The organism is Abyssicoccus albus (assembly GCF_003815035.1).
Classification (GTDB): Bacteria; Bacillota; Bacilli; order Staphylococcales; family Abyssicoccaceae; genus Abyssicoccus; species Abyssicoccus albus.
Map to the genome: position 1 here is coordinate 830,331 of NZ_RKRK01000002.1, position 17,302 is coordinate 847,632.

The 17,302-nt window shown below is 35.3% G+C and carries 14 protein-coding genes and 1 other RNA gene; 2 read left to right on the forward strand and 13 right to left on the reverse strand.

Annotation, left to right across the window (positions count from 1 at the left end):
- Positions 1-24 precede the first annotated feature (24 nt).
- The 3 genes from EDD62_RS04055 to EDD62_RS04065 all read right to left on the reverse strand — a co-directional run bounded on the left by EDD62_RS04055 (position 25) and on the right by EDD62_RS04065 (position 3,081).
- Positions 25-645: a tetratricopeptide repeat protein gene (locus EDD62_RS04055; RefSeq protein WP_123807625.1), complete on the reverse strand. Its 621-nt coding sequence runs from the start codon at positions 643-645 to the stop codon at positions 25-27.
- A 150-nt stretch (positions 646-795) separates the two neighbouring features.
- The gene (gene mnmA / locus EDD62_RS04060) at positions 796-1,908 is read right to left on the reverse strand and encodes a tRNA 2-thiouridine(34) synthase MnmA (RefSeq protein WP_123807626.1); all 1,113 of its coding nucleotides are present in this window, start codon (positions 1,906-1,908) and stop codon (positions 796-798) included.
- Positions 1,909-1,950: 42 nt separating this feature from the next.
- Positions 1,951-3,081 (reverse strand): cysteine desulfurase family protein, encoded by a 1,131-nt coding sequence (locus EDD62_RS04065; protein WP_123807627.1) that lies wholly within the window; start codon positions 3,079-3,081, stop codon positions 1,951-1,953.
- 179 nt (positions 3,082-3,260) lie between these two features.
- Between EDD62_RS04065 and EDD62_RS04070 the strand changes: the two genes are divergently transcribed.
- Positions 3,261-4,268 (forward strand): LLM class flavin-dependent oxidoreductase, encoded by a 1,008-nt coding sequence (locus tag EDD62_RS04070; protein ID WP_123807628.1) that lies wholly within the window; start codon positions 3,261-3,263, stop codon positions 4,266-4,268.
- A gap of 628 nt (positions 4,269-4,896) precedes the next feature.
- Here EDD62_RS04070 and EDD62_RS04075 read toward each other — a convergent pair.
- On the reverse strand, positions 4,897-5,316 hold the full coding sequence (locus EDD62_RS04075; protein ID WP_123807629.1) for an RrF2 family transcriptional regulator: 420 nt from the start codon (positions 5,314-5,316) through the stop codon (positions 4,897-4,899).
- 97 nt (positions 5,317-5,413) lie between these two features.
- Between EDD62_RS04075 and EDD62_RS04080 the strand changes: the two genes are divergently transcribed.
- A complete protein-coding gene (locus tag EDD62_RS04080; RefSeq protein ID WP_123807630.1) occupies positions 5,414-6,676 on the forward strand; it encodes a replication-associated recombination protein A in 1,263 nt (420 codons plus the stop codon).
- Between the two features lie 132 nt (positions 6,677-6,808).
- Here the strand turns inward: EDD62_RS04080 and EDD62_RS04085 are convergent, their stop codons facing one another.
- From EDD62_RS04085 to EDD62_RS04125, 9 genes are all read right to left on the reverse strand, one after another.
- The gene (locus EDD62_RS04085) at positions 6,809-7,813 is read right to left on the reverse strand and encodes an ABC transporter permease (protein ID WP_123807631.1); all 1,005 of its coding nucleotides are present in this window, start codon (positions 7,811-7,813) and stop codon (positions 6,809-6,811) included.
- On the reverse strand, positions 7,806-8,747 hold the full coding sequence (locus EDD62_RS04090; protein ID WP_123807794.1) for an ABC transporter ATP-binding protein: 942 nt from the start codon (positions 8,745-8,747) through the stop codon (positions 7,806-7,808). The genes EDD62_RS04085 and EDD62_RS04090 overlap by 8 nt, the downstream gene beginning before the upstream one ends.
- A gap of 349 nt (positions 8,748-9,096) precedes the next feature.
- Positions 9,097-9,867, reverse strand: a complete 771-nt coding sequence (locus EDD62_RS04095) for a tRNA threonylcarbamoyladenosine dehydratase (RefSeq protein WP_123807632.1) — start codon at positions 9,865-9,867, stop codon at positions 9,097-9,099.
- Positions 9,868-10,008: 141 nt separating this feature from the next.
- Positions 10,009-10,193, reverse strand: a non-coding RNA gene (gene ssrS, locus EDD62_RS04100) — 6S RNA.
- A 143-nt stretch (positions 10,194-10,336) separates the two neighbouring features.
- Positions 10,337-12,112, reverse strand: coding sequence for an aspartate--tRNA ligase (gene aspS, locus EDD62_RS04105; protein ID WP_123807633.1), 1,776 nt, complete (start codon positions 12,110-12,112; stop codon positions 10,337-10,339).
- Complete coding sequence (gene hisS, locus EDD62_RS04110) at positions 12,106-13,374, reverse strand: histidine--tRNA ligase (protein ID WP_123807634.1); 1,269 nt, start codon at positions 13,372-13,374, stop codon at positions 12,106-12,108. Before hisS ends, aspS begins: the two co-directional genes overlap by 7 nt.
- Positions 13,375-13,659: 285 nt before the next feature.
- Positions 13,660-14,523, reverse strand: coding sequence for an N-acetylmuramoyl-L-alanine amidase (locus EDD62_RS04115; RefSeq protein WP_123807635.1), 864 nt, complete (start codon positions 14,521-14,523; stop codon positions 13,660-13,662).
- Positions 14,523-14,975 carry a D-aminoacyl-tRNA deacylase gene (gene dtd / locus EDD62_RS04120; RefSeq protein ID WP_077140085.1) on the reverse strand — a complete coding sequence of 151 codons (453 nt, stop codon included), beginning with the start codon at positions 14,973-14,975 and terminating at the stop codon, positions 14,523-14,525. The genes EDD62_RS04115 and dtd overlap by 1 nt, the downstream gene beginning before the upstream one ends.
- A gap of 12 nt (positions 14,976-14,987) precedes the next feature.
- Positions 14,988-17,177, reverse strand: a complete 2,190-nt coding sequence (locus EDD62_RS04125) for a RelA/SpoT family protein (RefSeq protein WP_077140084.1) — start codon at positions 17,175-17,177, stop codon at positions 14,988-14,990.
- Positions 17,178-17,302 lie beyond the last annotated feature (125 nt).

The following is a 17,302-nucleotide window of genomic DNA, read 5'->3' on the forward strand; positions in this document are numbered from 1 at the left end:
ACCTCATTGGAATGGTATAGGCTATTATAAAGATGATTGAAGCTTTAATGCTAAGAAATGATTCGGATTAATAGCTAATGCTTTCGTGACACTATGTTCAGCAAGGTCAAATTGTTCACGATAATAGTGAATCAATGCTAAATTATAATAAGCATCATCATGTTGATCATTTTTTTTAATAATGTTCTCAAAGATTGGTTGCGCTTCATCTATCATGTCGTTCTGTGCAAGGTTCAGTGCATATTGAAAATAAACATCTTCATCATACGAATCACATAAATCAAAAGCCGTCATATAATAAGGCAGTGCTAGTTTTGTCATCGACGTATGTGAAAGTGTTTGTGCTAACATATAATTTAAATCTTTATCGTCTTGCTTTAATTCATATGCTTGTCGATATAAATCTAATGCTTTGTCAAAGATTGCTTTATTGTAATAAAAGTTCCCTAACGTATACGGAATTCTAAAATCATTGGAATCGACCTCGAACTGTTTGATGAGTATCCCTTCTGCTTCTTCGAACGCGCCACGCTCGAACAAAAGCACAGATAAATTAATCATATGTTCTGTCTTTTCACCGTCTTCTTTTATCACACTTAACAAACGATCAATTGCTTCGTCCGTTTTCTGTTGTCTATTGTCCATAAATTTAATCACCTAATGTAATATAAAATATATCGTTTCCTTATCCTTATCATTTTATATAAATCTTCAAATAAAAATAGACTCATTACTAGTATACTAAACTTATCTGCATACTAAAATGGTCTATCCTTATTTCAGCAATTTCAACCACTAATTAACGTACGTCAAGACTTGATCATTTTTTATCACGTCATTAATTGTTGCGCCACCTAAACAGATATCTCCATCATAAAATACAACGGCTTGTCCTGGAGTAATCGCACGGACTGATTCGTCAAAGACGACTTTCACTGTATCGTCATCTAAACGTTGTACGGTTACACCATGATCTTGTTGGCGATATCTAAATTTAGCAGTACAGTGAAATTCTTTTAAATTATCATTTTCAAGCAAATTTAATTGATCTGCAATGAGTGCATCTGAGTATAAATAATCATTATGAAAACTTTGCTCAACAAAGAGCACGTTACGCTCTAAGTCTTTGCCAACGACAAACCATGGATCACCGTCACCACCAATGCCTAATCCATGACGTTGACCGATTGTATAGTACATCAGTCCATCATGTGTTCCTTTTACATCACCATCTAAAGTTTCCATTTGACCTGGTTTAGCCGGTAGAAATTCTTGTAAAAATGATTTGAAATCTCTTTCACCGATAAAACAAATACCGGTAGAGTCTTTCTTTTTCGCTGTTGCTAAATCATGTTGCAAAGCAATTTCACGAACTTCTTTTTTATCATATTCCCCTAAAGGGAATAGCACTTTATCCAGTTGTTCATGGGTTAATTGATTTAAGAAGTATGTTTGATCCTTATTTTCATCAATGCCACGAAGTAGAGCAACTTGACCCTCTTCATTTCGTGTTACTCTAGCATAATGACCTGTTGCAACATAATCAGCACCGAGTTCGAATGCATAATTTAAAAATGCTTTGAATTTAATTTCTTTATTACACATTACATCAGGATTGGGCGTTCTACCTAACTTATATTCGTCTAAGAAATACGTAAATACATGGTCCCAATACTGCTTCTCAAAATTCACAGTGTAATATGGAATATCTAATTGATTCGCAACTTTTATCACATCATTATAGTCTTCTGTTGCTGAACAAAACCCTGAATCTTGACTGTCATCCCAGTTCTTCATGAAAATTCCGATCACTTCATACCCTTGCTGTTTAAGCAACAAAGCCGTTACACTTGAGTCTACTCCACCACTCATTCCAACAACGACTCTTTTTTTATTTTCGGTTGTCATATTGTGTTCCTCCTCCCTATTCTCGATATAGCCTATCGCAGTTTATAAGGAATTATTATATATGCCTTTAAGAATATTTGCAAATGCGATGACTTCATCTTCAGTCGTCATGTGACTTAGACTTATACGAATGGAATGTGTAACGCGTTCTGATGATTCACCGTACATTGCCATCAACACATGTGACGGTTGTAATGCGCCAGCTGTACATGCACTCCCCGCTGAAATGTGAACATCTTTCAAATCAAGTTGAGTGAGTATTATTTCTGATGTTTTAAACGGTAAATAGATATTTAAAATATGTGCGACACTATTCATTGAACCATTTACTGCAAATGGAACTTCTAATTGTTGCAATGTATTAATGAATAATTCTTTCAGCTGTAAACAATGAATGTTTCGTTCATTAGATTGTTCAGCTAATCGTTCGATCGCTTTACCAAACGCACTAATATGAATGACATTCTCCGTCCCAGCACGACGCTCTAACTCGTGACTTCCACCATATATAAGCGGCTTAATCGGAGCGTCTGCACGTTTAAGTAATGCACCAATCCCTTTTGGACCATATAATTTATGGGCAGATATGCTCATATAATCTGCACATAAATCTTCTAAATTAAACGTCATTCTCCCAACCGCTTGAACCGCATCGACGTGGAAGAATGCCTGATGATCGACTAATAACTCACCGACTTCATAAACAGGCAACATCACACCCGTTTCATTATTTACAAACATCATCGTCACTAACACCGTATCGTCTCTTAAAGCATTCCGAACTTGTTCCGCTTGTATCAAACCATTTTCATCGACAGGCAGACGAGTCACTTCATATCCTTCGTGCTCTTCTAGTTCATTCAATAAGTTTTTAACAGAACTATGTTCCACATTCGATGTGATAATATGACGACCTTTTTGTTTGTTATAAAATAAACTCGATTTAATCGCTAAATTTGTCGCTTCGGTCGCAGAACTTGTAAAAATCACTTGCTCTGTCGACACATCAAAATACCGACCAATTATTCCCCTAGCATCGTCAATCAATTTACGCGCTGCTCTTCCATAACGATGAAGGCTAGACGGATTACCATACTGTTGATGAATGATATCTACCATATGATCTTTTACAACTGGATCCAATGGTGTTGTTGCCGCATAATCGAAATACATTATATTCACTCCTTTAACTAATATCAATATATACCTAAACAAAATATGATTAAATTTATTATAGCAAATGAATTGAATAAGCAGAAAATTAAACACTTTAAAACATTTCGTTTACAATAGCTAATAGAACTCAAAATACAATATTATGATTCTATATTGTATAGAAAGAAGGAATAAATATGTCAAAATTAAATGTCTCTGCTTTAAACTTAGTGCCAATCAGACAAGGCAAATCAGTAAAAGATGCTATCGATGAAATGGTTGACTTAGCTCAACACCTAGAATCATTAGATTATTCAAGATATTGGATCGCCGAACATCATAATACACTCGGCCTTGCAAGTAGTGCGACGGTCACGTTAATTCAACATACGTTACAACATACGAGTACATTAGTTGTCGGGTCTGGTGGAATTATGTTACCTAACCACTCTCCATTAGTCGTTGCGGAACAATTTGGTACGTTAGAAACTTTATTCAAAGGCAGACTAAACTTAGGATTAGGACGCGCACCAGGAACAGATCGAATTACAGCCAATGCATTACGTCGTGATGATGGCATGCGTAATGTCAATAGTTTCCCTCAAGATGTGAATCAACTGTTAACATTTTTTGGTGATCAGTCTAAACAAGGCTTTGTTAAAGCCAATCCAGGAATGGATACACATGTCCCTGTATACATCCTTGGCTCATCAACAGATTCAGCACGATTAGCCGCGTCACTTGGATTACCTTATGCATTTGCTTCACACTTTGCACCACAAATGTTAAAAGAAGCGATTGAAATTTATCGTGATCAATTCGAACCAAGTGAATATTTAGATGAGCCTTATGTTATTGCCGGAATGAATGCAATTCTTGCTGAAACAAATGACGAAGCAAAGCATTTAGCAACAACAATGCAACAATTTATCTTAAATATCATACGAAGTGAATCAAACCCACTCATGCCACCAACAGATGAAATCGATCAAATCATGACAGATTATGAAAAACAAGTGATAGAATCAAGATTCCCTACAGCATTATTAGGTGATAAAGACACAGCATTAGAACAATTAAAACAATTTACTAACGATTATCATATCGATGAAGTAATGGCTGTCACGTATATATATGATACGGATAAGCAACACCATTCGTATACTTTATTAAAAGAAGTGGTTGATGCGTTTAACCAACAATAATTTATATTTATCAGACAATAAAAGTAGCGATAAAATTTGATCGTTTTCAAATTTTATCGCTACTTCTTTATTTTGAATTTCGTCTCATTGCCTTCTCGTATTCAGAGTATTTTTGATTTACTCTGATTACGAGGTCATTTTCGACCATTTTCCCTTCCGTATTCAGAGTATTTGCGATTTACTCTGATTACGAGACCATTTTCGACCAATTTTCCTTCCGTATTCAGAGTATTTGCGATTTACTCTGATTACGAGGCCATTTTCGACCAATTTCCCTTACGTATTCAGAGTATTTGCGATTTACTCTGATTACGAGGCCATTTTCGACCAATTTCCCTTCCTATTCAGAGTATTTTTGATTTACTCTGATTACGAGGCCATTTTCGACCAATTTCCCTTCCGTATTCAGAGTATTTGCGATTTACTCTGATTACCAGGTTAATTTAACCATATTTCCTTATTTTAAATATCATCGAGTAATAAAAATCATAATATAAATCCATATTAGTATTTAAAAATTTCTATTTCTAAATTCAAATAAAAACCGCCTACCTACTTAACTAAACAATATCTATTCATATAGAATGTGTAAAATTAAGAGTAGACGATTCAAAGATAAAAATATTCATTAAATATAAAACATATACCCATCAGACAATTCATCACTATTAGATGATATCAAATCATGTAGTGATGTTGTGTCCAGTATATCTTTTATCGATTGTGTCATACGACTCCATAACAATTGGCTTTCCTGAGGCTCGATATCCATTGGCTCAACCATCTGAATCGGACCTTCAACGAGTCTCAAAATCTCACCAATAAAAATTTTTTCAGGTGATTTATTTAACTTATACCCACCTCGTGCACCACGTACACTTGTAACAAGTTCCGCTTCACGCAGTGGTCCGATCAACTGTTCTAAATATAAATCGCTAATATTATTTTCCGTTGCGATTGCTTTAACAGACTTACACCCTTGTCCATCATACTTCGCTAAAGATAACATAAACATTAAACTGTAACGGCCTCGTGTTGAAATTTTCACAATATCACCTACAACATTTTTGTATCATTTCACTTAATGATACTATAATATATATTGAACAACAACTAAAGTAAGCATTTACGTAAGGAGTCATTCTATGAATAATCAACCTCTTGCTTATCGCATGCGTCCGACAACGATTGACGAAGTCATTGGCCAGCAACATCTCGTTGGTCCGAAAGGAATCATTCGTCGCATGGTCAACGCAAAACGCCTGACTTCAATGATATTATATGGACCTCCTGGTATCGGCAAAACAAGTATCGCAAGTGCAATTGCAGGTTCAACAAGATATAAATTTCGATCATTGAATGCAGTAACGAATAGCAAAAAAGATATACAACAAGTGATTGAAGAAGGAAAGATGAGTGGTTCTGTCATTTTGTTATTAGATGAGATTCATCGATTAGATAAAGGTAAGCAAGATATTCTTCTTCCTTCGCTTGAACAAGGAACTGTCGTACTCATCGGTGCAACGACATCAAATCCATATCATGCCATTAACCCTGCAATTCGAAGTCGAGCTCAAATCTTCGAACTGCATAGATTAACAGATGAAGAAATATTACAAGGGCTTCATCATGCGTTAAAAAATGAAGATAGAGGGTTAGGTCAATACAATATCGACGTTGAAGAACAAGCATTAAAGTATATCGTTCAATCTAGCAATGGTGATATTAGAGCTGCATTAAATGCATTGGAATTAGCTGTTCTAAGCCGTGATGAGTCAACAAATATGATCACATTAGAAGACGCTCAAGACTGTATGCAACAACGTGCCTTTAGCTTCGATAAAGATGGTGATGAACATTATGATCTTATGAGTGCATTTCAAAAGTCTATTAGAGGATCTGATGTCAATGCGAGTTTATATTACTTAGCAAGATTACTCGAAGGCGGTGACTTAGTCACAATTGCTAGAAGGTTACTGGTCATTAGCTATGAAGATATATCACTCGCTTCACCACAAGCAGCCGTTAGAACATTAAGTGCGATTGAATCCGCTGAACGATTAGGTTTACCAGAAGCAAGAATCCCGTTATCTCAAGCTGTCATAGAACTTGCACTAAGTCCTAAATCAAACAGTGCGATTCAATCCATCGATAATGCATTATCGACGGTACGTAAACGTAAGGCCTATGATATTCCGAACCATTTAAAAGACGGACATTATAGTGGTGCCAAAAAGCTTAACAGAGCGATTGGATATAAATTCCCTCATAATTATGAAGGTCACTTTATTCCTCAACAATATTTACCAGATGAATTGGTAGGTACACAATTCTTTGAACCAAGTAGTCAATCTCAATTCGAAGAACGTCTGAAACAAATCTATGAAAATATACAAAAGCAACAATAATTTTAAAAATAAATTCAATTTTATATGATAAAGCAAAGAAAAGAAGTCATGTGAATAAATCTTCACATGACTTCTTATAACTGATTTCACAAAAAACGATCTGAAAATTTCTTATAAAAATACTAATTCATTCTATTCACTCGTCACATCTCTCATCCTAAACATATAAATCGCAATAGCCATCAACGGAATGATGTACAATAACGTAATGATAATCGAGAATGTTAGCGTCATACCATCATATTTCGGTGTTTCAAAACCACCGATATAACTTTGAATAAACCAGTTATCCCCTAACCAGAATTTCAAGTATTTCTCGTCTATTTTTGACGACAACCACATCATTGCAAGTGGCGCTAAGTAAAGCGTTATAAATGAAATACCAAGTGCAAGTGGTGTTGATTTAAAGATTGCCGAGAATGATACGGTAAACCAAGAAATCATAATAATCGTAAATAAGTTCGCTAAAAACGACTTACCGATTACTGCCAAGAAGTTTGCATGATCATATCCGTCAGGTGATTTGACCACGAGCAAATCCGTTGGATTCCCTGGCATTGTAATCAATGACCATATCGCAACGACAGCATATAAAATCGCGAGTAAAATAAACCCTATTACAGCTGCTGTTAAATATTTAGATAATATAATTTTCACTCGACTAACAGGCCTTGTAAGTAACATTTTAATCGTTCCTTTATGATGTTCAACAGCAATCATTGAACTCGTAATGATCACGATTAAAAACACTGCAAATGTAAATAATGATTTCGTATTTGTATAGATTTGTTCGTATTGATTCATTTGAGGTGCAGGTTGTATATCTTCATCAAGGTGATATTGAAGTCTTGAAATTTCTTCTTCCTTAGCTGTTAACTCCATTATTTTATCAAAATCTTCGTTTGCTTTCGGGTCTTCTTGGATTTTTGCAATATCTTTACTATAGTCTTCAATTGTACTTTTAGCAGTCTGTTCCCAATTCTTACCTTCATAACTCTTCGTCATCGATTCATCTACACCCATGAAAAGGTTAATAATAAATCCTAATGATGCAATCAAGATTAAGAAAGCAATGCATAAGTAAGTACCTAACCTAAAGAAATGCTTGATCATTTCATTCCACATTAATTTAACCAATTTGTACACCCTCCTCGTCTTTCGTCATGCTAAGGAATCTTTCCTCAAGCGAACTCTTACCAATATAAATTTGATAAAGAACGATATTTCTATCTAAGCATGCTTTAATAATTGGAGGTATCTGTTGACGAGATGCGACGATTGTCACTTCATTGCCATCAACTTTCTTAATTTCAAAGTGTTGTTCTAATAATTGTAATAACGGTTCTACTTCTTTTGCTTCAATAATAATCGATTGATCATGATCACCGAGTTCATTCGTTTTTTGTACGTCAACAACTTTACCATTCTTAATAATACCAATACGGTCACACATGAGTTCCATTTCACTTAAAATATGGCTTGATACAACAACAGCCATCCCTTCTTCACGTGCGAGTCTTCTAATGTAATCTCTGATTTCATGAATCCCGGCTGGATCCAGTCCATTTGTCGGTTCATCCAAAATCAGTAAACTTGGTTTATGTAATAATGCTTGAGCAATACCGAGTCGTTGCTTCATTCCTAATGAATACTTCTTTACTTTGTCGTGAATTCTATTCCCTAAACGAACAAGCTTCACGACTTCATCAATACGTTCTTTCGTAATACCACCATGCATTCTTGCATAGTGCTTTAAGTTTTGATAACCCGTTAGATAGTTATACATCTCAGGATTTTCAACAATTGCCCCTACATGCTCCATCGCATTCTTATGTTCTTTCTCGATGTCATGTCCTTGGATATAGACCTTCCCCGAACTCATTTTAGTCAAGCCTACGAGCATACGAATTGTTGTCGTTTTCCCGGCACCATTCGGCCCTAAGAAACCAAACACTTCACCAGGAAACACTTCAAATGAAACATCTTTAATGATATGTTTGCTTCCAATTTTTTTATTCACTTGAACCAGTTCTAAACTCGGTTCAACTGAACGTTGAATTTTCTCTTCCATTAACTTTAATCCCCCTTGTATTTTTTCACATACATATCGTAACATATTTTTATTACTACCCATATCAATTTCAATATAAGTCATATTTATTACTATACAAGTCGCACAATATAATTGTTAATTATTTGTAAATACAATTGTCTTTTACGATGGAATTTAATATATTTTGCGTATGCTTAATTGTATTTATTATCAACTTAAATGATTAGTATAAATAATGAAGTGCTTAATGAAGTCTAGAGATATGCACTTGTAAAAATATATGTGTTATAAAGTTAGTTAAAAATAATCCCCAGGAATTATTAAAGAATGATTCTTGGGGATTTAAATTTTCAACTTACTATTTATTCTATTGCCCTTTATCTTTAATTCGTTCTACGTGTATATCTTTTATGACATCGTTATAGACAAAGCTTCCACAAATCAGTCCTACCGTAGATGGTGTGAATGCGTTAGATGATGGTGGCATTTGTGCTTTTCTCGACGTGCCTTCTTTATTTCCTATTTTATCATTCATCTCTTCTTTACTCACAATTGGGCTTTCATCACTAAAGACCACATTGACCCCTTTATAAATCCCTTCTTTTTTTAGTTTATTGCGTATTACTCTTGCCATCGGATCCATATATGTCTTTGAGATGTCAGCAATTCTAAATCGACTCGGATCACTTTTATTTGCAGCACCCATACTTGAAATAATCGGTATATTTCGCTTTAAACATTCTTTCATTAAATGGACTTTGTACATAATCGTATCACTCGCATCGATACAATAATCGAAATCATAATTAAAAATTTCCTCATAGGTCTCATCTGTATAAAACATATGTAATTGAATCACTTCACACTTTGGATTAATTCGTTTAATTCGTTCTGCCATAAGCTTAACTTTAGACTCACCAACTGTGTCAACGAGCGCATGGATTTGTCGATTCACATTTGTAATATCGACGTCATCTTTATCGATTAAGATTAATCGTCCAACACCACTTCTAGCTAAACTTTCTGCTGCAAACGTACCGACGCCTCCAATACCAAGTATCATCACTGTAGTATTTTTTAAACGTTCGATGCCTTCCGTACCGATTGCTAGTTCATTTCTTGAAAATTGATGTAACATAATGGACTCCTTTATACTCTATTATTTTTTCTATATTTGTAATCTTTTGATGATCAATCATTTACAATTTCTGATTTATTTCGTCAGTCTTATCTATTATAAAAAATTCAACAAAAAAAGTCACCCTTAGGTGACTTTTATAGATGATCCGACAGAGCCGTAGCATTTGTTAAACATTTTGGCCTGCTATTTGCAGGTGGGTGCTCTGTTTGTACGTTCAAACGTCCTCAAAAGGCGTGTTTTCCAGAACAAAACCAATTAAGCTCCCGTATAAGAAAGTGTTAGGTCAAAATATGATTTAACGACTACGCACTCGTCAGATTTACTATTTCTTAATAATATTGTAACACAAAATTTACATTAGTCAATGAAAATATTTTTTTACGTTATTTTTGAATCTTTTCAATCCATCGATTGTTATAATAGTAGATTAAATAAATTAATGTATACTTAATCACAAATAAATTTATTATTTTTCTTTTCTATCCTCTAATTGTATCCCTAACTCCTCTAATTGTTCAGCGGATACTTCACTTGGTGCATTGGTCATGAGACATGATGCATTTGCAGTTTTCGGGAATGCAATTGTATCACGTAAGTTACTACGTCCTGATAATAACATGACAAGTCTATCCAACCCTAACGCAATCCCTCCGTGTGGTGGTGTGCCGTATTTAAAGGCATCAATTAAGAAGCCAAATTGAGCATCTCGTTCTTCATCAGAAAAGCCTAGTGCCTTAAACATTTGTTGTTGGACTTTACCGTCATGAATACGGATGCTTCCGCCACCTAATTCAAATCCGTTTAATACAACGTCATATGCTTTTGCGTATGCTTTTTCTGGTGCTGTTTGAAGGAGTTCAACATCTGAATCTTTCGGTGATGTAAATGGATGATGTGCTGCGTGATAACGTTCTGTTTCTTCATCGTACTCAAGTAACGGCCAATCCGTTACCCATAAGAAATTAAATTGTTCTTGGTCAATTAGATCTAACTGTTTAGCAATATGGTTTCTCAATTGACCGAGAGATGTTTGTGTGACCTCTTTTTTATCCGCAACAAACAATAATAAGTCATTATGTGTTGCATCCAGTTGAGTTAATAATTTTTGTTGTTTCGCTTCATCAAAGAACTTTGCAATTGGACCTGTTAATTGTCCTTCATCTACTTTCATCCATGCTAGACCTTTTGCTTTATATAACTTCACGAAATCTGTTAATTTATCAATATCTTTACGTGAATATTGATCCGCACTATCTTTAACGACAATGGCATTGACAAGACCACCGTTTTCAGCTGTTTCTTTAAACACTTTGAAATCTGTTGTCTTAGCAAAATCTGTCAAGTCCTGCAATGTCATACCAAAGCGAGTGTCTGGTTTATCAATCCCATATTGAGCCATCGCTTCATCGTAAGTCATTCGGTCAAATGGTGTTTTAATGTCTAACCCTTTCACTTCTTTCATCACATAAGTTAATAATCGTTCATTGAAGTCCATTACATCTTCTTCATCGACGAAACTCATCTCCACATCAAGTTGTGTAAACTCAGGTTGACGATCTGCTCTTAAGTCTTCATCACGGAAACATTTAACGATTTGATAATATTTATCAAATCCAGACACCATCAATAATTGCTTAAACATTTGCGGTGATTGTGGTAATGCATAAAAGCTTCCATCATGTACACGAGAAGGAACTAAATAATCACGAGCACCTTCTGGTGTTGACTTATTTAATACCGGTGTTTCGATATCGATAAATCCATCTTGATCCATAAAGCGTCGAATGGCTGATGTAATTTGATGTCTCATCATGAGTGTCGATTGAATTTTTGGCCTTCTTAAATCGATATAACGATGCTTCAAACGAACTTCATCACTGATATCATCATTTTGATCAATTGCAAAAGGTGGCGTCTCAGCTTTAGAAATGATCGTCAATGACGTAGCTTTCACTTCAATCTTACCTGTTTTAAGTTGTGGATTCACTAAATTTTCATCACGTAAAATGACTTCCCCTTCTACAGTAATGACATACTCAGAACGTAACGATTCAGCCACTTCAAACATATCCTTCGAGATTGAATCATCGAACACAATCTGAACGATTCCTTCACGATCACGTAAGTCGATAAATATTAATGATCCAAGATCTCTGCGCTTATTTACCCATCCTTGAAGTGTAACTGTCTGACCTAATTCAGCTTCTGTCACTAGACCTGCATAATGTGTTCTTTTCATGATAACCTCTCCTTTAACTCATCCGTTAATGATGATAATTCAATGACATGTTCACCACCGTCATTCATATCTTTCAGTTTTACTTGTTGATTTTTGATTTCATTTTCACCTAATACGATCGTATACTTTGCACGTTCACGATCTGCTTGTTTCATCTGCCCTTTCAATTTGCGGGATTTGTAATCTGTATCTGCTTTAACCCCTGCTTTTCTTAAACGATGCAATAACTGTACCGCATATTGCTTACTATCTTCATCTAACGTTGCAATAAATAAATCTAATGCATCATCGTGCTCAATCTCTATGCCTTCCGCTTCTAGAGCTAGTAACAACCGTTCAATGCTTAAAGCGAAACCAATACCTGTCTCATTCGGTCCATCTAACATTTCTAACAATCCATTGTAACGTCCACCACCACATAACGTTGTGATTGCGCCGAATCCTTCCGCATCACTCATCACTTCAAATGCAGTATGGGTGTAATAATCGAGACCACGAACTAAATTTGTATCGACTTCATAATCAATCCCCAGTTGATCTAAATATAATTTCACTTGTTCGAAGTATTGTTTTGAGTCATCATTTAAGTAATCATATATCCTCGGTGCAGATTTCACTAATCGATGTTCACGGTCTTTTTTACAATCCAATATTCTCATCGGATTCGTATCAATCCGTTGTTGACAATCTGAACAAAATTCTTCGATCGAAGGCTTGAAATGTTCTACGAGTGCTTTATTATATTCACTTCTTGAATCAATATCACCAATCGAATTAATGTATAGCTTTAACTTTTTTAGCCCGAATGATTGGTAGATATCCATCACCATTGCGATAATCTCAGCATCAATGGCTGGGTCTTCAGCACCAATCGCTTCAACTCCGAATTGTACAAATTGACGATACCTTCCTTTTTGTTTACGTTCATATCGGAACATTGGACCTTCATAGAACAGTTTAATCGGTTGATTAGCATATCCATGCATTTTATTTTCGATATAACTTCTCACAACAGGTGCAGTACCTTCTGGTCTTAATGTGATTGAACGATCTCCTTTATCTGTGAATGTATACATTTCCTTTTGAACGATATCCGTTGACCCACCGACACCTCTTGTAAATAACTCAGTGTGCTCAAAAATTGGTGTTCTAATTTCTTTATAGTTATAATTTTGTGCGATTTCTCTTAACTTATTTTCAACGTATTGCCAATCACTTGTCACTTCAGGTAGTAAATCTTGTGTTCCTTTAGCAATATTAATCATCATCTTCACTCCTTTAATATTAAAAAAAGTCCCAATGCATTCTATGCACTGGGACGAAGTTTTCCGTGTTGCCACCCAAATTGATTTATAAATAAATCCACTCGTTAATCTATAATATTCAGTTGTACTTAATGTGTCTCTATCATTGATGTCATTGATATGATTTCACCGGCCATATCTCTCTTGTATAACATCTAAGCATTAAGCTATTAATTTAAAAATTTAAGTAGTATAGTCTATGAAATTATCATAATCTTATAGACTATTTAACTGTTTGTCAAGTCTTTATGCTCCAAAGTATGCATTTAATCCATCCACAATCCCCGATACTGCAAGGTGTCTATACTTTTTATCAACTAACATTGATTCATCGACATCACTACTCATAAATCCTAGTTCTAATAACACTGCAGGCTGTTCAGCAATTTTTAATACGGCGAGTTCATCATTAGTGACAACTTCACGTGATATAAGAAATGATTTATTAGAAATACTATTAAACAAAGTATATGCATAATCTTCATATTCCGCATCTTTATAGATTACGGTTAATCCTGTCGCAAAGTCATCTTTTAATGAGTCAAAATGAATACTCACCATCGCATCGGCATGTGCCTTTCGTTCTTTTAAAGGAACAAAAGTATCATCAGTTCGACTCATCTTAACTATTGCACCCTTAGCTTCAAGTTGAGATTTCAACATTAACGCCGTTTTTAGTGTTAAATCTTTTTCATGTGTTTTACCACTTCGACTAGTAGCACCTTGATCTTTACCCCCATGACCGGCATCGACAAAGATGGTCTTGCCTTTCAAATAATTATGATTCGTCTCTTTTTCAGGCAAGTTTAAACTTGTCAAATAGCCTTCAACCCATCCTGATTGATTTTTTTCATCCGAGTAAATCTCGACCCAACGACCTGACCGATCCCTTACCTCATATTTCACACCATCCAAACTATTATACAATACAGGGTATCGACTGCTTGGACCGGTATAAATCGGTGCTTGCTCTTTCGTTGTAATTAAAGATTCATTAGTTTTGAAAGAGTTCAATATAATGACGAAAATGACTGATAAAAACAAGAACAATAAAGCAACAAATAATAACGTCTTTAAGTTGTTCAAAATAAACTGTTTCACACGCTTCATTACTTAATCGCTCCATCTTCACTTTCGTACGTTAGCGTAATCGGCCCATCGTTAATTAACTCAACGTCCATATGTTCACCAAAAAATCCGAGGGATACACTCAAATCTTCATCTCTTAATGCTCCGTTAAACACCTCATAAAGCATAAGTGCATGATCTTTTCCAGCTGCTTCAGTAAAGCTCGGTCGATTTCCTTTTTTGACATTAGCATACAATGTGAATTGCGAAATCGATAATATTTCACCGTCCATATCTTTAACAGATTCATTGAGCTTTCCGTGTTCATCTTCAAAGATTCTTGCATTTGATATTTTTTTGGCTAACGTTTTGGCATCTTCAACCGTTGATGACTCACGTACTCCTACAAATAAAACAAGACCTTTTTGAATGGAGCGACATTGATCTTGATGATTGACAGATGCACGTTTTACTTTTTGAACAATGACTTTCAAATCATTCCCCTCCTAATTCCAAATACGTTGTACTGTATATATATCTTGAAGTGATTTAGTTCGGTCGACGACAGTCTTTAACTCACTTTTATTCTTTACTAAGATTGATAAATTAATAACAGCCAAGGCATCATCACTCACTCGACCACTAAACTTAACCAGTTGTACTTTTGAATTCGTGACGACATTTAACACTTCATTAAGTAGCCCATTACGATCTAGTGCATGCACTTGTAAGTCCACTTGATATTTACCGTCTCCACCTTTACGTTTCACCCACTCAACATTAATCAACCGATCTGTTTCATTTGCAACGTTAGGACATGTTGATCGATGAACTTTAACACCATGTCCTCTAGTAATATACCCTATAATATCATCACCAGGTATAGGCGAACAACATTTGCCTAGGTTGACTAGTAAATTATCCATTCCGTCAACATAAACACCAGAATCTGTCACGATTTCTTTCTCATTCACATCTCGTTGACCATCGACTTCCGTTTCTATCAACTGTTGCGCTTTTTGTTGTTGCTTTTTCTTTTCTGCTAAACGGTTCGCAAGTTGTAAAGCAGTAATTCCACCGAAGCCTACGGTCGCGTATAAGTCTTCTTCATGCGAGAAATTATACTTAGAAATGACACGTTCAATATTTTCAGCGGTTAATATTTCATCGACATCGAATCCCATATTCCTAATTTCAGCTTCCACTGCGAATCGGCCTTTTTCTACATTGCTGGCTTTATCTTGTTTCTTGAAGAAGCTTTTAATTTTACTTTTAGCACTTGTAGACTTTACAATTTTCAACCAGTCACGACTTGGTCCAAATGAATGCTTACTTGTCCTAATTTCAACAATATCACCTGTTTGTAATTGATAGTCAATTGGGACGATTTTACCGTTCACTTTCGCTCCGATCATTTGGTGACCAATTTCAGAATGGACGGCATAAGCAAAATCAATCGGTACGGCTTCAAATGGAAGTTCCACCACATCTCCTTGGGGTGTAAATACGTATACTTTATCACTTAATAAATCATACTTCAGCGCTTCCATAAACTCTTCTGCATCTGGAGACGTTTGGTCACCTTCTGCTATCTCTTTAAACCAATTCATTCGTCCTTCAATCGATGCTTTCTGCTCAGTTAATGTAATCCCTTCTTTGTACGCCCAATGAGCCGCTACACCATGTTCTGCAATTTCATGCATATCGTATGTTCTAATTTGAACCTCTAACGGTTCACCGTTAGGTCCTACGACTGTCGTGTGAATCGATTGATATAAATTTGGTTTCGGCATTGCAATATAATCTTTAAAACGTCCTGGCATTGGTTTCCATAATGTATGAATAATTCCAAGTACTGCATAGCAATCATTAATAGATTCGACGATAACACGTACTGCTAACAAATCAAAAATTTGATCGAAATGCTTTTTTTGTTTCTTCATCTTTCTATAAATACTATAAATATGTTTCGGTCTACCATTGATTGACGCTTCAATCGATGTTTTTTCCAGTTCCGATTGAATATTCTCAATCGCATGTTCTATATATTGCTCTCTCTCACTGCGTTTCTTTTTCATCAGATGAACAATTTTGAAGTATTGAGTTGGATCAATATAACGAAGTGCAATATCTTCAAGTTCCCATTTAATCGATGAAATCCCGAGACGATGTGCAAGAGGTGCATAGATTTCAAGTGTCTCTTGACTTATCTTCTTTTGTTTTTCTGGCTTCATCGCCTTCAATGTACGCATATTGTGAAGTCGATCGGCTAATTTAACTAAAATGACACGAACATCTTTCGCTATGGCGATAAAGAGCTTTCGATGATTTTCAGCGAGTTGTTCTTCTTTAGACTTATATTTCACTTTTTCGAGTTTAGTCACACCATCGACGATAATTGCGACTTCTTCGTTGAACATATCGACAAGATCTGTAAATGTATACGGTGTATCTTCTACGACATCATGTAAGAATCCTGCGATAATCGTCGGTGCATCTAAATTTAATTCAGCGAGTATTCCAGCAACTTGAATCGGATGGAGTATGTAGGGCTCTCCTGATTTACGGAATTGTTTTCGGTGAGCTACTTCGGCAAGCTCATAACTTTTCTTTATATTCATTAAATCTTCTTCAGGTAAATAAGCCTCACATAATTGATATACATCAGAAAAAGTATACGGATATCCATAATCCATAATGATTCACCTCACAATTAACAATAAAAGTCATATAATATTCAATAATACTATACATATTCACATAAATAAATAAGTAGAACCTATAAAATCAATGACTTTATAGGTTCTACTAATGACTTAAT